General features: G+C 71.3%; 13 protein-coding genes. 11 read left to right on the forward strand and 2 right to left on the reverse strand.

All coding sequences use genetic code 11. The features are described 5' to 3' along the window. Position 1 precedes the first annotated feature (1 nt). A complete protein-coding gene (locus VE614_RS16275; RefSeq protein ID WP_324937076.1) occupies positions 2 to 1,117 on the reverse strand; it encodes a saccharopine dehydrogenase NADP-binding domain-containing protein in 1,116 nt (371 codons plus the stop codon). Then, entirely contained in the window at positions 1,114 to 6,636 is a 5,523-nt protein-coding gene (locus VE614_RS16280; protein WP_324937078.1) for a non-ribosomal peptide synthetase, read from the reverse strand. Before VE614_RS16280 ends, VE614_RS16275 begins: the two co-directional genes overlap by 4 nt. 1,121 nt (positions 6,637 to 7,757) lie before the next feature. Here VE614_RS16280 and VE614_RS16285 point away from each other — a divergent pair. The 11 genes from VE614_RS16285 (at position 7,758) to VE614_RS16335 (ending at position 21,726) form a co-directional block, all read left to right on the forward strand. Then, on the forward strand, positions 7,758 to 8,345 hold the full coding sequence (locus VE614_RS16285; RefSeq protein ID WP_324937079.1) for a response regulator transcription factor: 588 nt from the start codon (positions 7,758 to 7,760) through the stop codon (positions 8,343 to 8,345). A gap of 615 nt (positions 8,346 to 8,960) precedes the next feature. After that, complete coding sequence (locus tag VE614_RS16290; RefSeq protein ID WP_324937081.1) at positions 8,961 to 9,890, forward strand: hypothetical protein; 930 nt, start codon at positions 8,961 to 8,963, stop codon at positions 9,888 to 9,890. 41 nt (positions 9,891 to 9,931) lie between these two features. Further along, positions 9,932 to 10,810: a diiron oxygenase gene (locus VE614_RS16295; protein WP_324937083.1), complete on the forward strand. Its 879-nt coding sequence runs from the start codon at positions 9,932 to 9,934 to the stop codon at positions 10,808 to 10,810. Beyond that, complete coding sequence (locus VE614_RS16300) at positions 10,807 to 11,052, forward strand: acyl carrier protein (RefSeq protein WP_324937084.1); 246 nt, start codon at positions 10,807 to 10,809, stop codon at positions 11,050 to 11,052. The genes VE614_RS16295 and VE614_RS16300 overlap by 4 nt, the downstream gene beginning before the upstream one ends. Beyond that, on the forward strand, positions 11,049 to 11,876 hold the full coding sequence (locus tag VE614_RS16305; RefSeq protein ID WP_324937086.1) for a hypothetical protein: 828 nt from the start codon (positions 11,049 to 11,051) through the stop codon (positions 11,874 to 11,876). The genes VE614_RS16300 and VE614_RS16305 overlap by 4 nt, the downstream gene beginning before the upstream one ends. Further along, positions 11,876 to 12,865, forward strand: a complete 990-nt coding sequence (locus VE614_RS16310) for a nitronate monooxygenase (RefSeq protein WP_324937088.1) — start codon at positions 11,876 to 11,878, stop codon at positions 12,863 to 12,865. Before VE614_RS16305 ends, VE614_RS16310 begins: the two co-directional genes overlap by 1 nt. Beyond that, positions 12,866 to 13,732 (forward strand): alpha/beta fold hydrolase, encoded by an 867-nt coding sequence (locus VE614_RS16315; RefSeq protein ID WP_324937090.1) that lies wholly within the window; start codon positions 12,866 to 12,868, stop codon positions 13,730 to 13,732. Between the two features lie 13 nt (positions 13,733 to 13,745). Further along, a complete protein-coding gene (locus VE614_RS16320; RefSeq protein ID WP_324937092.1) occupies positions 13,746 to 13,979 on the forward strand; it encodes a phosphopantetheine-binding protein in 234 nt (77 codons plus the stop codon). Positions 13,980 to 13,989: 10 nt separating this feature from the next. Further along, on the forward strand, positions 13,990 to 14,556 hold the full coding sequence (locus VE614_RS16325; RefSeq protein WP_324937094.1) for a 4'-phosphopantetheinyl transferase superfamily protein: 567 nt from the start codon (positions 13,990 to 13,992) through the stop codon (positions 14,554 to 14,556). Positions 14,557 to 14,599: 43 nt separating this feature from the next. Next, positions 14,600 to 20,962, forward strand: coding sequence for an SDR family NAD(P)-dependent oxidoreductase (locus tag VE614_RS16330; protein WP_324937096.1), 6,363 nt, complete (start codon positions 14,600 to 14,602; stop codon positions 20,960 to 20,962). Continuing rightward, entirely contained in the window at positions 20,959 to 21,726 is a 768-nt protein-coding gene (locus VE614_RS16335; RefSeq protein WP_324937098.1) for a thioesterase II family protein, read from the forward strand. Before VE614_RS16330 ends, VE614_RS16335 begins: the two co-directional genes overlap by 4 nt. Positions 21,727 to 21,825: the final 99 nt, after the last annotated feature.

Genomic DNA, 21,825 nt, shown 5'->3' on the forward strand with positions numbered 1-21,825 from the left:
CTCAGAGCACGCCTTCGTCCACCTCCGCCCCGTCCCCGGCGTCCTTCGCGGTGGTCTGGTGCACGGTCACCCCCGGTACACCGCCCAGCCAGTCCACCACGGCCTGCGGCGACAGGACCGTCGACGCCTGGTGCACGCCGCGCAGCACCTGCCCGTTGGTCACCGCCGCCGTCGCGAACGCCGCGATCGCGCCCGTCAGCCGCGAGCCGTCCTCGCCCCGCACGACGACCGCCCGGCTGACCGCGTCCCCCTCCTGGTCCGTCCCGTTCAGGCGTCCCCACAGAACGTGGTAGGGAGTACGTCCGGCCGCGTCGAGGGTGCTGGAGCGCACCAGTTCCTCGGCCCTGGCCGCGAGATCCCTTGCCGTCGGGTGCCCGCCCCGTGACCGGTTCAGGGCGGCGAGCAGCGCGGAACCGTCGAAGGCGTTGTACCACCGGGCTTCCCTGAGCCCCAGCTCCTGGGCCCGGCCCACCAGTTCCCCCGTCAGGAACGGATACGCGGTGAGCGGACGGGGCACGCCGGGCACCTGGAAGTGCTCCTGTATCCCGAGCGCCCCGGTCACGACCCGGCCCCGCCACACCGCCATGGGGGTGCCGTAGCCACGCTCCATGCTCAGCAGGTAGTCGAGGGCCCCGGTGCGGGTGAAGGCGCCCAGGCCCACATGGCAGCCGGTGAACTCAGCGCCGCGCAGCCCCTGGGCCAGCAGGCCCGGCAGGAGCCCGGACAGACCCGGCGACAGACCGGCCGACAACACGGCCGTGCGTCCCGGCACCGCCTCGGCCGTCCGGCCGTCGTCCATGACGTCCACGTAGTCGGCGCCCGCGGCGAAGGCCGCGTGCCGGGCCCGGTCGCCCAGGAGGTACGCCGGGCCCGCGCAGTTCAGCACGGTACGGCAGCCCAGGCTGAAGCGGGCCAGGCTCCCGGTGTCGCCGGCGTCCACCGGCATGGCCTCGGCGAACCCGCCGATCCGGGCGGCGCAGACACGCGCGGCCTCGGGGTCGCGCCCGCCGATCCGCAGCCGGAACCGGCCGCGCGCGGCCAGGCTGCTCGCCGCGCTCCGGCCGACCGCGCCGTAGCCGCCGATGATCCCGATCAGAGGGGGCCGCCGGGGACTCATGCCGTGCCTCCTGCCGCCGCGCGCAGCAGAAGTCCGGCCACCACCGCGGCGTGCGGCGGCCGGACGCAGCTGAAGTGGTCACCGGGCACATCGACCAGGTCGAACCCGCCGGTGCACACTTCGCGCCAGTAGACGCCCATCTCACGGCGCATACCGGGGAAGATCTCCGCCTCGCCCGTCTGGCGCACCAGGGTCGTCGGCCCCGCGTAGGGGGTGGCCCGGTGGGTGGCCGCCGCGACCAGGCTGTGCTTGACGGTGCGGTAGATCCGCTCCATACGGTCGGGCGAACTCAGCTCCGCGCTCTCCTGCGGCAGGTACGCGCCGATGGCCCGCAGCCGTTCCCTCCTGGACCGCGCGGCCAAGGCCTGGAAGGCGCGCAGGGCCGCCGTGCCGGCCGGGCCCAGGGCGCCGGGCGGCTGCTCGGTGAGGCTGCCCTGCGGTACCCGGCCGCCATGACCGCGCGCGACCGCCGTGACCAGGGCGCGGGTCGCCGCCTCGTCGCGCGGATAGCCCAGTTCGACGACGTCGGCGCGCACCATGCGGGCGAAGATGTACTCGGTGAGCAGGTCGTCCTCCACCAGGTAGGGCACTCGGTAACTGCTGACGACCGACACCCCGTTCACCTCGCCCCCCGCCCTGGTCAGCCGGTCGGCCAGTTCGGTGGCCAGCAGGCCGCCCATGCAGTAGCCGACGAGGTGGACCCGCGGGACGCCCCGGGCGAGGACGACCTCGGTGTAGCGGTCCGCGAGCGTGGCGATCAGCGTCCGCGCGGGGCTCCCCAGATAGCTGTCGAGGTCGTCCACGACGAGCCCGGCGATCGGCATCCGCCCGGACAGCTCCCGCACCACGGCTCGGTAGGGGCTGATGGTGCCGGTCCCGTCGTGCACGAGCAGCAGGGTCGGCGCACCGTCGGCGCCGCCGAGACCATGGGAAGCCTCACCGAGCCGGACGAGGGGAGAGGCCCCGGCAGAACCGCTTCCGGCGTGCCCGTCCGCCGCGCGCAGCCGGGCGGCGAGCGCGGCGACGGTCGGCCGGTTGAGGACCGAGCGCAGCAGGCCGTCCCAGCTCATCCGGGCGGCCTGCGGCAGCCGCTCGCGCATCCTGCCGACGAGCTGGGCGACCAGCAGGGAATCCCCGCCGAGCCGGAAGAAGTCGGCGTCCCGTCCGACGGACGGCACGTGGAGCACCTGGGACCACAGGCCGGCGAGAACGCGCTCCAGCTCGTCAGCGGGCGCCGCGCCCTCCCGCCCGGCGGCATCGGCCGCGGCCACGCAGGCGAGGCCGGCCAGGCGGCCGCGGTCCACCTTGCCGTTGGCGGTCAGCGGGATGGTGTCGACCACCTGGAGCTCGGCCGGGATCATGTACGCGGGCAGCCGCTCGGCCAGATGCGCCCGCAGGTCCGCGGTGGTCAGGTCCGCGTGGTCGGCCTTGAACCGGGCTGCGAGGACCTGCTGGCCGACCTCCGCGAGCGCGCTGTCCTCCGGAGGCAGGGTCAGGGTGACTTCCGCACCGGCCTCGCGCAGCAGATCCAGCCATTCCTGGCGGCTGAGGAAGGGAGAGCCCGTCTTCTCCCGGAGGTCGGTGAAGCCGGTCAGCCCGTCGCTGAGCTCCATGGACGTCATGGTGCGGGCGGTGTCGCGGGTGGCGTCGATGAAGACCAGCCAGCCGCCGGGGGCCGTCAGCTCGCGGATCCGCTCCAGCGCCCGCCCCGCGTCGTCGGCGTTGTGCAGGACGTTCGCGGCGATGACGACATCGGCGCCGTTCGGCTGGAGTCCCTGGGCCCGGTAGTCCTTGTTGAGGTCGAACAGGCCGTAGCGCACCCACGGGTAGCCGGCGAAGGCCTCCCGCGCCTCGTTGAGGAAGAAGTGCGACAGGTCGGTGAAGTGGTAGTCGACCGGCAGGTCCGCCAGCGCGGGAATCAGGTCGGCGCTGGTGCCTCCGACGCCGGCGCCGATCTCCAGGACCCGGATCGGTCCGGGCCCCCGGTGGGCCCGCGCGATCTCCCGCACCGCCCCGATCACGGCCGCGTTGTTGTAGCGGCTGATCAGGTTGGAGCGGTAAGCGGCTCTCGCCGTGTCCAGGCGTCCCTCGGGGAAGAGCAGATCCCGCAGCGGCAGGTCGCCGCTGAGCAGCGCCGGCAGGCGCGCCTCGCAGGCACGGTGGAAGCGGACGAGACCGGCGCCCCAGCCGACGGCGCGCTCCAGTGCGTCGATACGTGTCAGCAGCTCCGCACGGCTCCGCGCGGTCACCGGTGTCAGGCCGCGGTAGGCGCCGTTCTCGTCGCGGGTCACCCGGCCCGCCCGCTCCAGGGCGTCCAGCCAGCGTCGCAGCAGACGGTGATGCCGGGGGCAGGCGCCACTGGCCTCGATGATCTCCTCGGCGGTGTGCGCGTCCCCGGACGAGCCGAACAGACCACTCCCGCGCAGCAGCAGGGACATCGCCTGCAGGGCCGACGCGTCCAGGGCGGCGCACATCGCCCGGACGGCCTCCCCGTGCTCGTCCTCGTCGAAGCCGGCCGCGCGCCCGGCTCGGTCCGCCGCCTGCCGGGCGAAGTCCAGGGCGGGGGCGGGGCGTTCGGTGCGTGCGGGCACGGCGAAGGCGACCAGGGTGCGGGTGTCTCCCTCGCCGCGCGTCAGGGCCGCGGCCTGGCGCACCGCGGGGTGGCTCTGGAGGGCGGCCTCCACCTCGGCGAGCTCCACCCGGTGGCCGTTCAGCTTGACCTGCCCGTCCGTCCGGCCCAGGAACTCGATCTCGCCGTCGGTCCTGCGCCGGCCCAGGTCACCGGTGCGGTACAGCCGTTCACCACTGCGCGGGTGGACGATGAATCGTTCCGCCGTGCGCTGCGGATCCCCGAGGTAGCCCAACGCCAGCCCCGCCCCGCCGATACAGAGCTCTCCGGTGACGTGGTCGGGGCAGTCCCGCAGCCGACGGTCGAGGACACGGACGGTCTGGTTGGCCAGGGGCAGGCCGTACGGAACGCTCCGCAGGTCCGGGCCGGCCTCGGTGATCGGGTGGTGAATGGACCAGATCGCCGCCTCGGTCGCGCCGCCCAGGGCGATCAGGCCGAGCGACGGCATGCTCGCCCGTACGGCGCGGGGCAGCGAGACCGGGATCCTGTCACCGGAGAGCAGCGCCAGCCGCAGCCGGCCGACGTCGTGAGCGGGATCGGCCCGCAGGTACTCGTGCAGCATCTGCAAATGAGCGGGGACGGAGTTCCACAGGGTGACCGCGTGGCGTGCGATCAGGGCGGCCCAGTGGCCGGGGTCGTCGCGCCGCGCGGCGTCGGGCAGGACCAGGGCGCCGCCCCTCGCCAGAGGCCCGAAGATGTCGTACACGGACAGGTCGAAGCCCAGCTGGGCCAAACCCAGGATCCGGTCCTCGGCCCCCACCGCGAAGCGGGAATTGATGTCGTCCACCGTGTTGCGGGCCGCCGCGTGCGAGACCATCACGCCCTTGGGGGCGCCGGTGGACCCCGAGGTGTAGATGACGTACGCCACGTCGTCGGGGCCGGGCCCGGCCCCGTGCGCGGGCCCGCCGCCGGGAGCGCCTTGGGCGGGTGCCAGGGTGTCGACGGCGAGAGCCGGCATTCCCTGGGGCAGGTCCAGGCCGGGCGCCAGCCAGGACTGGGTGAGCACCTGCCGGACCCCGGCGTCGGCCAGGACGGTGTTGCGGCGCAGCGCGGGCTGCGTGGTGTCCACGGGCAGGTAGGCTCCGCCCGCCAGCAGCACGCCGAGTACGGCGACGACCTGCTCCCAGCCCTTGTCCATGACGACGGCCACCCGCTCGCCGGGCGCCACCGCGGCCCGGGAGAGCGCGGCGGCCACGCCTCGGGCCCGGCCCAGGAGTTCGGCGTAGTCCAGGGTGCGCCGGGGTGTGATCACGGCCGGGCGCCGCGGCGTGCGTGCGGCCTGCGCCACCACGTGGGCGTGCAGGGGTTCCAGGGAGCGCGGGGCTTGGGTGGAGTTGATCCGTGCCAGGCGCTCGGTCTGCGCGGCCGGCAGCGTGAGGGGGTCGGCGGACCGCCAGGCACCGTCCTCCTCGGCCAGCCGGCGCGCCAGCCGGGAGAAGGCCTCGAACATGTCCTCGACCATGCCCTCGGGGAACACGCCCTCGCGTACGTCCCAGTGGATCAGCAGCCCGCCGTCGTCCTCCATGAGCTGGCAGTCGATCCACACCTGCGGGGTCTGGGTGATCCCGTGCACGTACCTGCCGCCCGGCATCAGCGAGGCCGGCTCCGCCGGTTGGGGCGCGTCACCGGCCACGCCGACCGTGCTGGTGAAGACGACCGGCATCAGGGCCTCGGCCCGGCCGCGCCGGCGGGCGAGCTCCCGGAGCACCTCGACGCCGCCGCAGAGCCGGTGGCCCATGTCCTCCCACAGACGCGTCTGCAACCGCCGGGCGCGTTCCGCCAGACTCGCCCCCTCTTCGAGGTTGACCGTCAGCAGGCTGGTGGAGCTGAAGTCACCGACGACCCGGTCGGTGTCGGGGTGAACGGGGAACCGGTTCTGCAAGGTGAGACCGAGGGTGAAGCGCGGGTGCCGGCTCCACCGTCCCACCGTTTCGGCGTAGGCCTGGAGCAGTGCGCCCGAGGCGGTGATCTGGGCGGCGGACGCCCGCCGGTGCAGCTCCTCCCACTGTCGAGGGGTGAGGCGCGTGCCGTGCCGGCGAAACCGGGGCGGCGCGTGCGGGGCGTCGGTGCGCAGCGGCAGTTCGGGGGCGGGGGGCAGGGAATCGACCCGCTCCCACCAGTAGTCCCGGTCGCGCTGGTAGCGCGTTCCTTCCTGGGCGCCGCGCACGGCCAGGACGTAGTCCCTGAAGCTCAGTCGCGGTGGGTCCGCCGGCGCGGTCCCGGCGCACAGCCGACCGAGTTCGGTGAGAAGGACGCGGATGCTGCCGTAGTCGCAGATGAGCAGGTCGATGGCCAGGTGCAGCAGCAGTCCCCGGCCGGTGCGGGTCGTGCGCAGTTCGAACAGGGGCCATTGGTCGGTCGGCCTGACCTGGTGCGACATGGCGGCGCGGATCGACTCCAGGGCGCGCCGCTCGTCCTCTTCGTCACACGCGCTCAGATCCCTGCGGGCCAGCGTGTAGCGGGGCACTTCGGGCAGTATTCGCTGGTGCCCTTCGGCCGAGATCACCGCACGCAGCATGTCGTGCCGACGGATCAGGTGGTTCCAGGCCTCCTCCACCGCGTCCTCGGCCAGGGAGGGCAGGGCGATCTCCAGGTAGCCGTGGCAGGACACGCCTCCGTAGTCGAAGGCCTCGCTGCGGCCGAGAAGGTAGGCCGACTGCATGTCGGTCAGCGGGAACGGCTCGTGGCGGGCGTCGGGATCGGGGACGACCCGTGGGACCGGTTCGCCGGCCCGCAGGTGCTCGAGAACGGCTGCTTTGTTCTCCCGCAGCCACGCCAGCCGTTGCGGAGTCAGGGTCCCTTTGCGGGCCCGGTACCGAAGCCGGCCGCTCTCCTCGCGCAGCGTCACGCCCTCTGCGGTGAGCTGGGCAACGTACTCCGCGACGCGCATGCTGCTGTGCCTCTCGTCTCGCCGTACTGATCGGATCCGGACCGACTCTGAGCAAGGTGGACAGCTTCACACACAACGACTGGTGAGAATCTGGATGTCGGCGGCAACGGGCCACCCCCCGGCCCGACATGGCGGGTCGGTCCCCCGGTACCCCGCGCGGTCGCGGTCGCGGCAGGTCCCCACACCCCTCGGCGAGTGCATCCGGTACTCTCACTCCGCGTCAAGGCGCCGTGACCCCGCGCAGTACCCCGAGCTACCGTGCGGGCTCGGCGGGGCGGAGGGGGACCGGTCCGGAGGGCGGCGGCGGTCCATACAGACGGCATCCATACTTCGCCCAGCCGGACTGTCCCAGAATGACGACGCCTGCGCCGGACGACCTCCGAGCGCACCGATCGAACCTCAGTAAGCCCAAGGGGGGCCGTACATGCTCGCACCAGAGACGTACGAGAATCGCGTCGAACCCTCCGGCGCAGTTCCGTTCACGGCGCACCGTGCGCCCGCCTCGATCCCGGGACGGGGATCGTCGGCGCCGACCGGCGAATCGTTTCGGCCCGCCGGGACCGACCCAGGGCGTCGTCAGCCCGGCTGACGCGCCGGCCGGCACCAGGCCTCCCGGGCGGCGGACACCGGCACCTTGGGCACCGGCATCCAGCCCGGCGCGACGAGCGCGATCCGGTTGACTTCGGCCGGGTCCGCTGCTGTGCGGCGTCGCGAAGGGCGGTATGCCCGGGCGGTCGTGAGAGCACGCTGCGGGCGACGCCGGCGGCGGGTGGGGGCCGGCAGCGGGTGGGGCCGCGGGGGGTGGGGCCGCGGGGGTCGCGGCCCCGATCCGGGGATCCTCTCGCCGGCCGGGGCGGCGGAGCCGTGGGGACTCCGATGTGCGGTCGGAGCCACTGAACGGAGCCATGGTGATCCGGGTCCTCGTGGTGAGGTCTGTGTTCGATCGGGGTCTTCGCGGTCGGGGGCCGTTGTGGCCGGGATGGCGATCGGAGGGATACGCGTCAGGGGTTGGAAATTCCTGCGGTACACGCACAACAACACTCTCGAGCACGTTTTATGTCGCCCGACAGGGCGACGGTCGAGGGACTACAATGGGGGATCGAGTGGGAATCGATGTAGTGGTGTCCGACGACCTGCACCTGTCCCGTTTTGCACTCAGTGCATTGCTCGGGCAGCACGAGGAGATCCGGGTCGCCGCGTCGGTGGAGAGCAATCTCGACGCGCTGGGGTTCGCCGAGTTGCACAGCCCCGACGTGGTGATCTTCAGCTTCGAAGGCGCGGACAGTGATGCGCTCGAAGTCGCCGAGAAGGTGGCGAGCCTTCCGGGCTGTCGCAGCATGCTGCTCAGCAAGGCCTTCACCCGATCGGTCGTCCGTCGGGCCTTTGCCGCCGGAATCGGCGGCCTGGTGGAACGGAGCGTGCCTCCGCGTCAGTTCTTCGAGTCCATCGTCCGAGTGCACCAGGGCGAGCGGGTATTCGACGCGGAGCTGACGGTCGCCGCGCTGGTCAACAATGACTCCCCGCTGACCTTGCGGGAGTTCACCGTGCTGGAGCACGCCTCCCGGGGCGACACGGTGGTCGAGATCGCGGCGCGGTTGCACCTCTCCGAGGGGACTGTGCGCAACTACCTCTCATCCATGGTCACCAAGCTGGGGGCACGTAACCGAATCGACGCTCTGCGCATCGCCCGGGACGCGCAGTGGATCTGAGCGCACGGCGGTGAATGGCGGATCCTTACCCGCCGGGCGTGGAACAAGATGTACCACCGGGGTAAGCACATCGCAATGGTGAGATCTTCATCGTCGGCCGAGTAATTCTCACGTGTCCTGGTCGGTGCCATGAGGAACTCATAGCGGGGCAGCCCCGAGGCCCGGCTCGCCCGCCTCGGGCACAGCGAACGCGATCTCTGTTGATCAGAAGGTTCCGATTCCGGGAACCCTTGGTCCGAACAGAGGTCGCGTTTGCATGTCACCCGTTGATCGGGGGGTCTGTGCCCTTGTCGGGGCCCGGGCCAGCGGCCCCGGACCCCCGGCCCGCGGGGCATTGATTTTTCCAGTCCTTATATGTGAAACGCATAGCTGCGCATGTGGAAATAACCTGTCGCGAGACGATCGGCGGCTGGTACCGTCGAAACCGTTCCGGCAGATTCGCGCAGGAAACTGGCGGGAATGTTCGCAATGTAACCGGATCGATCGCTGTGGGCATCTGCGGCAGTTTCGTGATGTCCGGAGGCGGCGGGGGCCGAGTCGTCGGCGCGGTCGTTATGCCTGGAGGGATGGGCTGTGTCGAGCCAAGCTGTATCCTCGGAAACTCCTTGGGAGAAAGTGGCGAGTTCTATCGAATTCATTCCCGACGAGTACTCCAGCAAGACTCAGCCGGAGTCCGTTGCGCAGGAGATGCTGCGCTGTGAATCGGCGGAGATCGACAGACTTGTCGAGGCGGGTCTTCCGTTCGAACGCCGGGGCGGCGTGCGCTATTTCGACACGAACGATCTCTACAACCTCGGCATGTATTCCAACAAGGGCAACACACAGCCGGAACTCGCGTTCCGCATGCTGTTCCGCTTCGCCGGCCGGCCTGTTGACGACCTGCTGCGCGAGAAGACCTGGGACTTCCGGGTCCAGTTGGAGTGCACCGAGTGCGAGGGCGAAGCACCGTGGCGTTTCGAGGCCCCCGAGGTCACCCGGTTCGGGGGGCGGCTCGTGGGCGGGGCGGCGCCGGAGCCGGGCTCGGGGACGGCCGAGTACGCGGCGACGATCACCACGACGGGGGCGCGCACCCCGCTGGTCTCCACCGAGCTGCGGCGGCTGACGCACGACTACCTCGACGCCGGCTATCGCTGGCAGATGATCCCCGTCGCCATGCAGGCCGACTACCAGCTGGTGCACGAGCTGGGCGCGACGAGCTGCATCGCGGCCAGCCTGTTCCTGGCCGAGCGGTTCCGCGCCGCCGGGTACCGGGCCGAGGCGAAGCGGGGCTGGTTCTGCGGCGTGCTCGGCGGTGCGCTGGATCTGCCGCACGCGTGCGTGGAGGTCGAGGACGACGACGGTGCGCTGCGGACCGTCGACATCGCCAAGGCGCAGCTGGCCGCGCGGCTGAACTCGAACACCCGCGATTTCCAGGAGCTGTGCCTCGGGTCGATCTACAACAAGGTGATTCCGTCCACCGCTTCCGGTAACGCGTCCTTCGGTTCTCACGAATGCGGTTCACGACTACCGGTGCAGGTGCGCGCAGATATTCGCTCGGTGCGTTGAGCTGAATTCTCGAAACAAGCCGTTCGGAAGGACGAATGAGCATGGCAGTACGTGAAATCGAGCCGATTGTGCTGGAACTGGACCGGCTGGAGCAGCTGGCCGAGTCCGGCTACTACAACCCGTACACGATGTTCGACTGGCCCGACGCCATCGAGCCCGACATGCCCTGGATGAGCGAGAGCCTGACCACGCTGGCCGGGACGCCGATGTGGGACGAGCTGACGCGCGAGCAGCAGATCGCGCTGACCCGCTACGAGGCGATCAACTTCTTCAGCCTCAACATCCACGGCATCCGCGAGCTGATGAGCGAAGTCGTGATGCGCATCCACGAGCGGCCCTACGCGGACGTCTCCGAGTTCCTTCACCACTTCATCGGTGAGGAGAACGAGCACATGTGGTTCTTCGCGCAGTTCTGTCTGCGCTACGGCGGCAAGCTGTACCCGGCGCAGCCGACGCTGAAGGCCGACTCGGTGGACCACCTCTCGCCGGTGGCCCGCGAGCTGATCGTGTTCGCGCGCATCCTGATCTTCGAGGAGATCGTCGACTACTACAACGCTCACATGGCGACGGACCAGTCGCTGCCGCACATCGCGCGCGAGATCAACCGGGTGCACCACCAGGACGAGAGCCGGCACGTCGCGTTCGGCCGGATGATCTTCACCAACCTGCTGGCCCAGGTGGCCAAGCGCGACCCGGCCGAGGTGCCCGTGGTCGCCGAGTACCTCGAGAACTACCTCCAGTACAGCATCGGCACCCTCTACAACCCGGCCGCCTACCGCGACGCGGGCATCCCGGACGCGCTGGCACTGCGGCGGAAGGCGCTGGCGCATCCCGCCCGGGTGGAGGCACACGACCAGGTGCTGAAGCGGACGAGGAAGTTCCTGACCAAGTCCGGCGTCGGTAGGGACCTCATCAAATGACCGATCAGATGCAGGCGGTCCGTGAGTTCATCCTGGGCCGCAACCCCAGTCTCGGCCAGGTGTCCGACGACCTGGATCTGATCGACAGCCGGGCCATCAACTCGCTGGCCTTCGTCGAGTTCCTGTTCCTGCTCGAGGAACTGACCGGCGAGCCGATCGATCCGGAAGACGTGGACCTGGACGACTTCCGCACCCTCAACGCGATCGAAGCACGATTCTTCAAGCGGGAAGCGACACGATGACCACAGTGACCGACAACGGCTTGAGCGTTCTGGACGGCGGCCAACTGCGTCTGCTGCGAGGCATCGACACCGTGTTCCGGCGCTTCGCCGACGACTGGAAGGCCCCGGAGTTCCGCTTCCCCTTCCTGATGCGGAGCCGGGACCTCGACAAGTTCGACTACTACGACAACTTCCCGCACCTGGGCCTCGCCGCCGCCCGGCTCGACCCGGAACGCGTGGGCGCGATGCTGACCGAGGCGTCCCGCCCGGTGGACCAGATCCCGACCGAGGTCATGCAGCCGAGCGGTTTCGCGCTGCCCTCGGCGGCGTGCTACGCGCTCTATGTCGACCTGGCCGGTTCGACGCTGCCCGCCGAAGGGGTCACACGGACCCTGCTCGGCACCTGCTTCCGCAACGAGAGCCACTACGACGGCTTGCAGCGGCTGCTCGGCTTCTCCATGCGGGAGATCGTCTGCGTCGGACCGGAGGAGCAGGCGAAGGAACACCTGGTCCGCGCCAAGCACGCGGTGATCGCCCTGTGCGCCGAACTCGGACTGGACCTGCGCATCGAGGTCGCCACCGACCCGTTCTTCGACAAGAACAGCAGCAAGGCGAAGATGCAGAAACTGTTCCCGGTGAAGGAGGAGTTCGTCGTCAACGGCCTGGCGATCGGCTCCATCAACTACCACCGGAACTTCTTCGGCGAGCGGTGCGAGATACAGGCCGGCGATGCCACGGCCCACACCAGCTGCCTCGCCTTCGGCCTGGAGCGCTGGGTGCACACCCTGACCGAACGCTTCGGCGGCACCGACGCCGCGGCGTCCGCGGTGGAGAGCCTGAACTGATGCGTTCCACGGTGGCAGGGGTGCTCGGACTGGACGTGAGTCTGCTGCAGTCGGGCATGGGCGGTGTCGCGGGGGCGGAGCTGGCGTGCGCGGTGTCGAATGCCGGCGCGGCAGGCTGCGCCGGCGGCTACAAGCTGGTCGACGCCGCGCTGTCGGCCATGCTCGAGAGAGTGGCCAAGGGCACCGACCGGCCTGTCGGGGTGAACCTCATTCCGGAGGTGGTCGGTCCGCAGGAACTGGATCGTCAGGTGGGGCAGGTGCTCGACGAGACGCCGCCGCACGTCCACGTGTCGCTGTTCGGCATGCCCAGCGACGCGGTGTGCGAGCGCGTCACGGCCGCCGGCCGGAAACTCGTGATCCAGGTCGGCACCGTGGAGGACGGTGTGCGCGCCGCCGGGCTCGGCGCCGTGGTGGTGGCACAGGGCATCGAGGCCGGTGGCCACCTGCTCGGCGAGTCCCAGCGCGACGAGCTGGTCGCCGCGCTGCGCGAACGGCTGCCCGACGCCTGCCTGGTCGCCTCGGGGGGCATCGGTTCGCCGGAGGAGGCGGGCCGGGCACTGGCCGCCGGAGCCGACGGGGTGCTGCTCGGCACCGCCTTCGTCGTCGCGCGGGAGTCACGCGCCCACTCCCGTTTCAAGGCGGCGGTGACCGCCGCCGGCGGGTCCGACACGGTGATCACCGACGTGTACGAGATCGGGTGGCCGGGCCGACGGCACCGGGTGCTCTCCACGTCCGCGACCCGGGACCCGGGCCAGCCCAAGAAGTTCATCGGCCGGACCGTGGTCGAGGGGCGGCCCTACCTGGTGCCGCGCTTCAGTTCGGCGGTGCCGACCGACGCGACCAGCGGCCGGATCGAGGAGATGGCGATGTACTGCGGCCTGTCCTGCGACGCGATCTCCGCCGAACTCTCGGCGGCCGACGTCGTCGCCGAATTCGCCCGCGTCCTGCCGGGCGCAGAAGTTGTCGATTCAGGGAAGCGAGAGAAGTAGATGGCAGGTTACGAAGAACTGGCCCGGATGGATCTGACGTACAACGAGGACACGCCGCGTATTCCGGTCCGGGAGGGTGTCGAGCTCTACTACGAGTCCCGCGGTGAAGGCCCTGACATCACACTTCTCAACACCTTCTTCCTGCCCGTCCCGGCATGGCGGGTGTTCACCGAGGACCTGGAGCAGGACTTCCGCCTCCTGAGCTACGACCTGTGCAACCACGGTCACTCCTCCAGGGTCGAGAAGGAACCGACCTGGGACGAGCACGCGGAGGACCTCGTCGCGCTGCTCGACGCGCTGGAGATCGAGTCGACGTATCTGGTCGGTCTGTCGACCTCGACCGTGTTCGCCCGGGAGATGGCGCGCAAGCACCCCGACCGCGTCAAGGGACTGGTGCTGGCGGGCCCCGTCTTCGGTCCCCGGGGCATGCGGCGCCAGCGGCAGGTGCAGCGGGCGTGGCTGCGGGCGCTGGAGACCCAAGGGCTCGACGGCTTCTACGAGCTCGTGTACCCGATGGTGTTCAGCGCAGAGATGAACGAGGCGATCGGTGTGCCCGGTTTCCTGGGCTTCCGGGAGAGCTTCACCGCGCTGGCCAGCGTCGAGGAGATGACCAACGGTCTCACCGCCGCGTCGAAGGATCAGCACAAGCCCGAGATGCTGTCCGGTATCGAGGCGCCGACGCTGATCGTCACCGGGGACGACGACTTCCTGATCGGCCCGACGGGCACCAGGGAACTGGCCGAGTCCTTCCCGAACGGCAGCTACGAGATCATCCCGAAGGCCGGCCACATCCCCTTCATCGACGACCCGCAGGGTTTCCAGGCGATGGTTCGCAAGTTCATCAACGAAGTGGAGTCGCGTGCCTGATACGGCAGGGGAAGTGAGGCAGCGGATCCGGGCACTGATCGTGGACCTGCACGGCGGCGAGCGTTTCGCCGCCACCGTGTCGGACACCGAGTCGCTTCGCCAGGCGGGGATGTCCTCCAACGCCCTGGTCGGTCTGCTGGTGGCGATGGAGGACGAGTTCGGGTTCGAATGGGACGACGACGTCCGGCCCGAGGTGCTGCGTTCGATCGAGTCGCTGGCCGATCACGTCGTGGCGCTCGGTAGCTGAAGGACACCGAGTGGCTTTCGGGCTGGACATCCCCGCCGGAGCCGCGACCGGTGTGTGGATCGAGTGGTGCGCGGTGCGACCGCCGTACGGACCGCGCGAGGAGTTCACGGCGGGCCGTCGGGCGGCCGCGGCGGCGCTGGCCGCGGCCGGTGCGGCGGAACGGGCGGTGCCCCGGCATTCCGACGGCCGGCCGTGCTTCCCGCGCGGCTTCGCCGGTTCCATCGCCCACACCGCTCGGCTGGCGGTGGCGGTGGTGGCCCCCGGTGCCACCGCGGTGGGCATCGACATCGAAGACGCCGAGATAAGTCCTCGCGTGGCCGCCTTCATTCTGCGCGGACGGGAACGGAGCACGCTTCTCCCGCCCGCCGGTGAGTACACCGCGCGTGAGTTGTTCGCCGCCAAGGAGGCAGCGTTCAAGGCGCTGTACGGCACCGGCGGGCTGAAGGAATTCCTCTTCTGGCGGATCGAGCTCAGCCGGTCCCAGGGCGCGTTGACCGCGTCCTACCGCGGCGTGCCGGTGCCCGTGTGGGTTCGCTCCGACGCAGATCTTTCGATCGCCGTGGCGATACGGCGATGACCGGTGCGCCGAGTGCGTATCAGAATCTAGGAAGGAAAAGCTTGTGGGTGCTGACCTGTTGAAGGACGGACTCGGGAATTGCGCGGCGATCGTGGGAGTGGGCTGCCGGCTGCCCGGTGGCATCAACAACCTCGATCAGCTGGGCCGGGCGCTCTTCGCCGGCCGTGACCTGGTCACCGAGGTCCCGCCGGATCGGTTCGATCAGGCGTTGTGGACCGATCCCAGCCAGCCCCGTCCGGGCCGCCCGGGCCTGAGTTACACCAACGCGGGCGGATTCCTCGAGGACTTCACCGGCTTCGACCCCGGGTACTTCGGGATATCGCCGCGCGAGGCGGCACAGATGGACCCGCAGCAGCGGCTGCTCATGGAGATGACGGTCGAGGCGTTCGACCACGCCGGTATCGACCCCGCCACCGTCAAGGGCCTGGACGCCGGCGTCTACGTGGGCGTCTCGACACGAGGCTACTGGGAGCTGGTCTCCGCGCGGCCGGAGGCGGTGGACGCCCACTCGATGCTGGGCACCATCACCGCCAACGCGGCCAACCGGCTTTCCTTCCTGCTGGACTGGCGCGGCCCGTCGCACTCCATCGACACCGCGTGCTCCTCGGCGCTGGTCGCCGTGCATCAGGCCGCTCAGGCGGTGGCGTCCGGTGAGGTGCGGGCGGCCGTGGCCGGCGGTATCGGCCTGCTGCTGAACCCCCACGACTATCTGGGCTTCGCCAAGGCGTCGCTGCTGTCGCCGACGGGCCGCTGCCACGCGTTCTCCGCGGACGCGGACGGCTTCGTGCGCGGTGAGGGCGGCGGCGTCGTCCTGCTCAAGCGGCTCGAGGACGCGATCGCGGACGGGGACCGCGTGCTGGCGGTCATCGCCGGGTCCGGAACCAACACGGACGGCCAGTCGGTGAGCGTGATGAGCCAGCCGTCGCCCATCACCCAGCAGGCGCTCCTGGAGGAGGTGTACACGGAAGCGGGCATCGACGCCGACGACGTCGTCTACCTCGAGTGCCACGGAACGGGCACACCGGTCGGCGACCCGGTGGAGTGCTCCGCCATCGGCGCCGCGCTCGGCAAGCACAGGCCGGCGGACCGCCCGCTCCCCATCGGCTCGGTGAAGACCAACGTCGGGCACCTGGAGTGCGCGTCCGGAATGGCAGGCCTGCTCAAGGCCCTGCTCGTCCTCGACACCGGGCGGATCCCCCCGTCGCTGCACGGTCATCCGCTCAACCCCGAGATCGACTTCGACGGGCTGGGGCTGCTCCCGACGGACAAGGAGATCCCGGTCCGCCGCGGCGCCGGACGTGCGGTGGCGGGTGTCAACTCCTTTGGCATCGGTGGTGCGAACGCGCACGTCGTGCTGACCGAGCCGACGGTGGAGCCCGTCGCGGAGGAGCCGCAGGCGGACCGGCGGATGCCGGTGCTGGTCTCGGCCCAGACCCCCGAGGCGCTGAAGGAGGCCGCGTGGGCGATGGCCGAGTACCTGGAGGACAACCCCGGCCGCTTCTACGACGCCGCGTACACCTCGGTGCGCCGGCGGCAGCGCCATGAGCACACCGCCGTGGTGATCGCCGACGACGCGGCGGGTGCCGCGCAGAGCCTGTACACCCTCTCCGCCGGGACCGTGCCCGAGGCCGCGGCTCAGCAGGAGGCGGCCGTGGCGGCCGGGGCGCCGGTCGGGTTCGTGTTCGCCGGCAACGGCTCGCAGTGGGCCGGCATGGGATCGGCGCTGATGGGGGCCGAGTCCGACGCCGCGTTCACCGCCGCGGTCCAGGAGGCCGACGCGTTCCTGTCCCCGCTGCTCGGCTGGTCGGTGGCCGAAGCGCTGGTCGGCGGGGAGTACGACCTGGCACGCACGGAGGTCGCCCAGCCGCTGCTGTTCGCCGTCCAGGTGGGGCTGGTGGCGTCGCTGCGCGAGCGGGGGATCACCCCGTCGATGGTGACCGGGCACAGTGTCGGCGAGATCGCCGCCGCCTACGCCGCGGGCATCCTCGACATGGAGGCGGCCTGCCAGGTCGTGGCCGTCCGCAGCGCCGCGCAGGGCCTGACCGCAGGCACCGGCATGATGGCCGCCGCCGCCATCAGCCCGGCGGAGGCGGCCGAGCTGATCGCCGCGCACGGGGCCGACGTGGAGGTGAGCGCGGTCAACTCGCCCACCGACGTGACCCTCTCCGGTGACCGCGACGCGCTGGAGGGGATCGGCAAGATCCTCGCCGATCGCGGCGTGTTCTTCCGCATGCTGCCGCTCGACTACGCCTTCCACAGCGCGAAGATGGACCCGATCCGGGGCAAGATCTTCGACGAGCTCGGTGAGCTGGTGACCGGCGAACCGCGGCTTCCCATGTTCTCGACGGTGACGGGCACGGCCGTGTCGGACGGCCGGACGCTGGACGCGGAGTACTGGTGGCGCAACATCCGCGAACCCGTCAGGTTCGCGGAGGCGGTCGAGGCGATGGCCGCCGCGGGCGCCGGGGTCCTCGTCGAGATCGGCCCGCACCCGGTCCTCTCCACCTACCTGCGCCGGATTGCGCAGTCGCCCGAGACCCCCTCCTTCGCCGCGACCTCGACGCTGCGGCGCGAGCAGAAGCCCGATCTCGACGCGAACGCCGCCGCGGTGCTGGCGGCCGGCGGAGCGGTCGACACGCGGACGTGGTTCGACGTGCCCGGCCGTGTCGCGGACCTGCCCGCCTACCCGTGGCAGCGGGAACGGCTGTGGGTCGGCGAGCCGTCCTGGTGGGGACATGGCCCGGGTGACGGCAAGCTGGTGCACCCGCTGCTGGGACAGCGGGTTCCTGTCCCGGACCCGCAGTGGGAGGGAACGGTCGAGCTGTCGCGCGTGCCCTGGCTGAGCGGGCACCAGGTGGCGGGCTCCATCGTGATGCCCGGCGCGGCCTTCGCCGAGATGGCCCTGTCCGCCGCGCCCGCGGCCATCCGCGACCAGGCGGTCCAGGTGACGAGCCTGGCCGTGACATCAGGCCTGACCATGCCCGCGCCCGGCGACCCGGTGCAGATGCACATCAGCACCGCCGTGTCGGGCGACGTGGTCACCATCGCCTCACAGCGGTGCCCGGTCGGAGGACAGCCCCAGCCGTGGCAGCAGCATGCCCGTGGCCGGGTGCGCGCCGTGACCGACCCCGCTCCCCAGCCGCTCGACATCGAGGCCATCCGCGCACGTCTCGACGAGACGATGAGCGGAGAAGAGTTCTACGCGATGAGCGACCGCGCGGGCACCGTCTACGGTCCTGACTTCCGCGCGCTGACGGAGGTGCGGTTCCACCGCGACGGCGCGGGTGGCCCCGGCGAACTCATCGGCGAGTACCGGATGTCGGACGCCGTCGCCGCGGAGTCCGGAGCCGCCGGCCGGTACGCCGCCCACCCCGTACTGCTCGACGTCGTGGTCCACGCGGGCGGCCCGCTGCTCTCGTCGATCCGCGACGGCTCCTCGCTGTTCATGCCCGTCGAGTTCGGCTCGGTCACCGTGTGGAACCAGCCGCCCGAGCACGGAGTCGTGCACGTCGTCCTGCGTTCCGAGGCCGGCCGGGAAGTCGTCTGGGACGTGTCGCTGGCAGCGCCGGACGGCACGGTCGCCATCACCATGAAGGACATGCGGGCCCGCCTGATCGAGGGCCGTCCGCTGCCGCCGCTCGGCGTGTGGACCGTCACCTCCGAAGAGGCGGCGATCGCGGACGAGCAGGCCGCGTCGCAGCCCGTGGAGGCCGTGAGCACCCCGGCGTGGACGGTGCTGGCGGACCGTGACGGCCTGGAGTTCGCGCAGCGACTGGCCGGCACCCTCGATGCCGCGGCCCCCGTCGTCGTCGCTCCCGGCGAGCGCGCGGCGTGGGCGGACGCGGTCCAGCCGGCCGGCGCGTCGGACTCCGCGACCGTGGCGCTGGTGCTCTCCGACGGGGACGACGACCCGGTCACGGCGGCGGTGGACGCCGGGCAGATCCTGCGCGACCTGACGCTCGCCTGGCAGCGGCGGATCGCCGAGAGCCCGGACGCGCGGCTGACGCTGTGGCTCGTCACCGGCCCGTGCGGTGCCGCGGCGCAGCCCGGCTCGGACGGGGCGGGCAGCATCGCCGCGTCCTCGGCGTGGGGCACGGCACGGACGATCGGCAACGAGGTGCCCGGCATCGCCGTCCGCAGGCTGGCTGTCGAGCCCTCGCTCAGTCCGGCACTGGCCGGGCGCGTCACCGAGGTGCTCAAGGCCGACACCGGCCGGGAGGACGAGTTCACCGTCCGCGCGGACGAGGTGCGCGTGCTGCGCATCGGCGCCCTGCCGGAGTCCGCCGCCGGAACGCGCGACCGGGCGGCGGACCGGGCGACCGCTCTCCAGGTCAGCACGATCGCGCTGACACCGGAGTTCGAGCCGGCCGAGGTACCGATGCCCGAACCGGGCCCGGGCGAGGTCGTCATCGAGGTCAAGGCCGCGGCGCTGAACTACAAGGACGTGATGCTGGCCACCGGGCTGATGCCCATCGAGCCCGCCCAGGCCGACTGGCGCGCGGGAGTCAACGCCGGCCCGCTGATCGGGCAGGAATGCGCGGGCGTGATCGTCAAGACCGGCCCCGGTGTCACCGGCCTGCACGAGGGCCAGTCGGTGATGGCCATCGCTCCCGGCTCACTGGCCAGTCATGTGAAGGCCGGCGCGGCGGTCACCGTCCCGATTCCCGACGGCATGGACTTCCAGCAGGCCGTGACCATGCCCCTGGTCTACGCCACCGCCCACTACAGCCTCAACGTCCTGGCCGGAATGTCGGCCGGTGAGACCCTGCTTCTCCCCGGTGGCGCCGGCGGCGTCGGCCTGGCCGCGCTGAACCTGGCCCGCCTGGCCGGGGTCAAGGTCATCGGTCTGGCCAGCACCCCCGAGAAGCGGCAGCTCCTGCTGGACCGCGGAGCCGAGTACGCGCTGGACTCACGAGGCCAGTTCGCCGCCCAGGTGCGCGACCTGACCGACGGGCGTGGCGTCGACCTCGTGCTCAACTCGCTGACCGGGCCGGCCATGGCCTCCTGCCTGGAACTGCTGGCTCCCGACGGGCGTTTCGTGGAGCTGGGCAAGCGGGACCTGTACGGTGACGCCGGTCTGCGGCTCCGCCCGTTCCTGAACACGCTGTCCTACTTCGCCGTCGACCTGGCCCAGCTCATCGAGCGGCGGCCGGAGCGTGCCGGGGAAGTCCTCAGCGATGTCGCCCGGCTGGCGCACGAGGGCCGGATCGAGCCGCTGCCGCACACCGTCTACCCGGCGGCCGGCCTCGACGACGCGTTCAACCAGCTGAAGCGGTCCGAGCACATCGGCAAGCTCGTCATCGACACCACCGACATCCCCGCGCCGGCCCGCCGGGCGGCATTCGACCCGGAAGGCGCCTACCTCGTCACGGGCGGGACCGCCGGCTTCGGTGCCGCCACCGCGCGCTGGCTCGTCGACCACGGCGCCGGGCACGTCATCGTCACCGGCCGCCGCATGCCCGCCGAGCAGCCGGACCGGGCGAACATCACGGTCATGACGGCCGATGTGACCGACCGGGCCGCGATGGAGAAGGTCGTCTCCGCGGCCCGCGGTATCGCGCCGCGCGGGCTCCGGGGCGTGTTCCACTGCGCGACCACCTACTTCGACTACCCCCTGGAGGAGCAGACCCGGGACGGCTACGAAGGGGTCCTCGCCCCGAAGATCGTCGGCGCGCAGCACCTGGACGAGCTGACGAGGGACTGCGAACTGGACCACTTCGTCATGTACTCGTCCATCTCCGCCCTGTTCGGAAACCGGTTGCAGGCCTCGTACTGCGCCGCCAACCTGGCCCTGGAGACCCTGGCCCGACAGCGCCGTGACCGCGGCGAGCCGGCTCTCGCCGTCGCCTGGGGAACCATCGGCGGAACCGGCGCGCTCGAGCGTTACGGTCTCACCGAATCCACCCGGTCGCTCGGCCTGGAGCCGATGCCCCCCGCCGAGGCCCTCGACTGCATGGGGCGGCTCCTGGCCGGCGACGCCCCGCACAGCGCGGTGATCGCACGCGTCGACTGGGAGCGGGCCGGCGTGATGTTCCCGGCCACCGTGGCCGCGCGGTTCTCCGACGTCATCACCCACGCGTCCGGTGGGCAGGACCGGGCCGCGAGCCTGCGCGAGCAGCTGCAGAACAGTGATGAGTCCGAGGCGCAGGACCTGGCCACCGAGGCGATCACCGGGCTGATCGCGACCATCATGCGCACCGACCCGGAGCGCCTCTCACCGTCCGTGCCCCTGAACCGCCTCGGGCTGGACTCGATTCTGGCCACGGAGCTGGGAGTCACCATGCGGCGTGAGTTCGACCTCGACATCCCCACCCTGGAGATCCTCTCCAGCCAGGGCATCCGGGATCTGGCCGGCCGTGCGGTGGCCGCCGCCGGAGTCCGTTCCGCGAAGGAGCAGCAGGCATGACCGACTGGATCGTCCCCATCGCACCGGCACCGGACGCGCCGCTTTGCGTGATCGCTCTGCCGCACCCCGGCGGTGGTCCCGGCTTCTACCAGTCGTGGGCCGGTGCCGACGGCGTCGAGGTACTCGCCGTCCAGCCGCCGGGACGCGAAGCCCGCGCCGCGGAGCTGCCCATCACCGACCTGCGGCGCCTGGTGCGGCAGACCGCGCACGAGATCGCCGGACTCTGCGAGAGCCGTCCCACGGCCCTGATCGGGCACTCCGGTGGCGCCCGCTACGCCTTCGAGCTCACCCGGGCCCTGGAGCGGGCCAACCGCGGTCCCGCGCTGCTGGGTGTCTCCGGGGTCTCGGCGCCGGACCACCCGTACTGGACCGGCACGGCGGAGCGGCTGATCGCCGACCCCGTCACCGCCTACCTCAGGAACGGCGGCGGGGCGGCGATCCCGGAGCAGGTCAAGCAGGATCGCGGCATGCTCGAGTCCTTCAACGCCCTGATCCGCGCGGACGCCCGTCTCTACACGGGGCTCGGGATCCAGAAGCCCGTGCGGCTGCGCTGCCCGATCGCCGCGTTCGCCGGCGACGAGGACCCCCTGGCCGATCCGAAGGACATGGCGGGCTGGCAGGAGTGGGCGGTCAGTCCGGAGGCCTTCACGCTGCACGAGTATCCGGGTGACCACTTCTACATCCGGCACCACTTCCCCGCGGTGCTGGCCGACCTGCTCACCGACCTGGCGCACGCCGCGTCGGCCGGCCTGGCCGCGCGCTAGGGGGTGAGCACGGGCCCGGTCGGCGCTGACCGGGCCTGACCGTGGGCGAAGGCCTCCGGTGGGGTGGGCATCCGTGCCCGCCCCACACGGGGGCCTTCT

The organism is Streptomyces sp., from assembly GCF_035645055.1.
GTDB lineage: Bacteria > Actinomycetota > Actinomycetes > Streptomycetales > Streptomycetaceae > Streptomyces.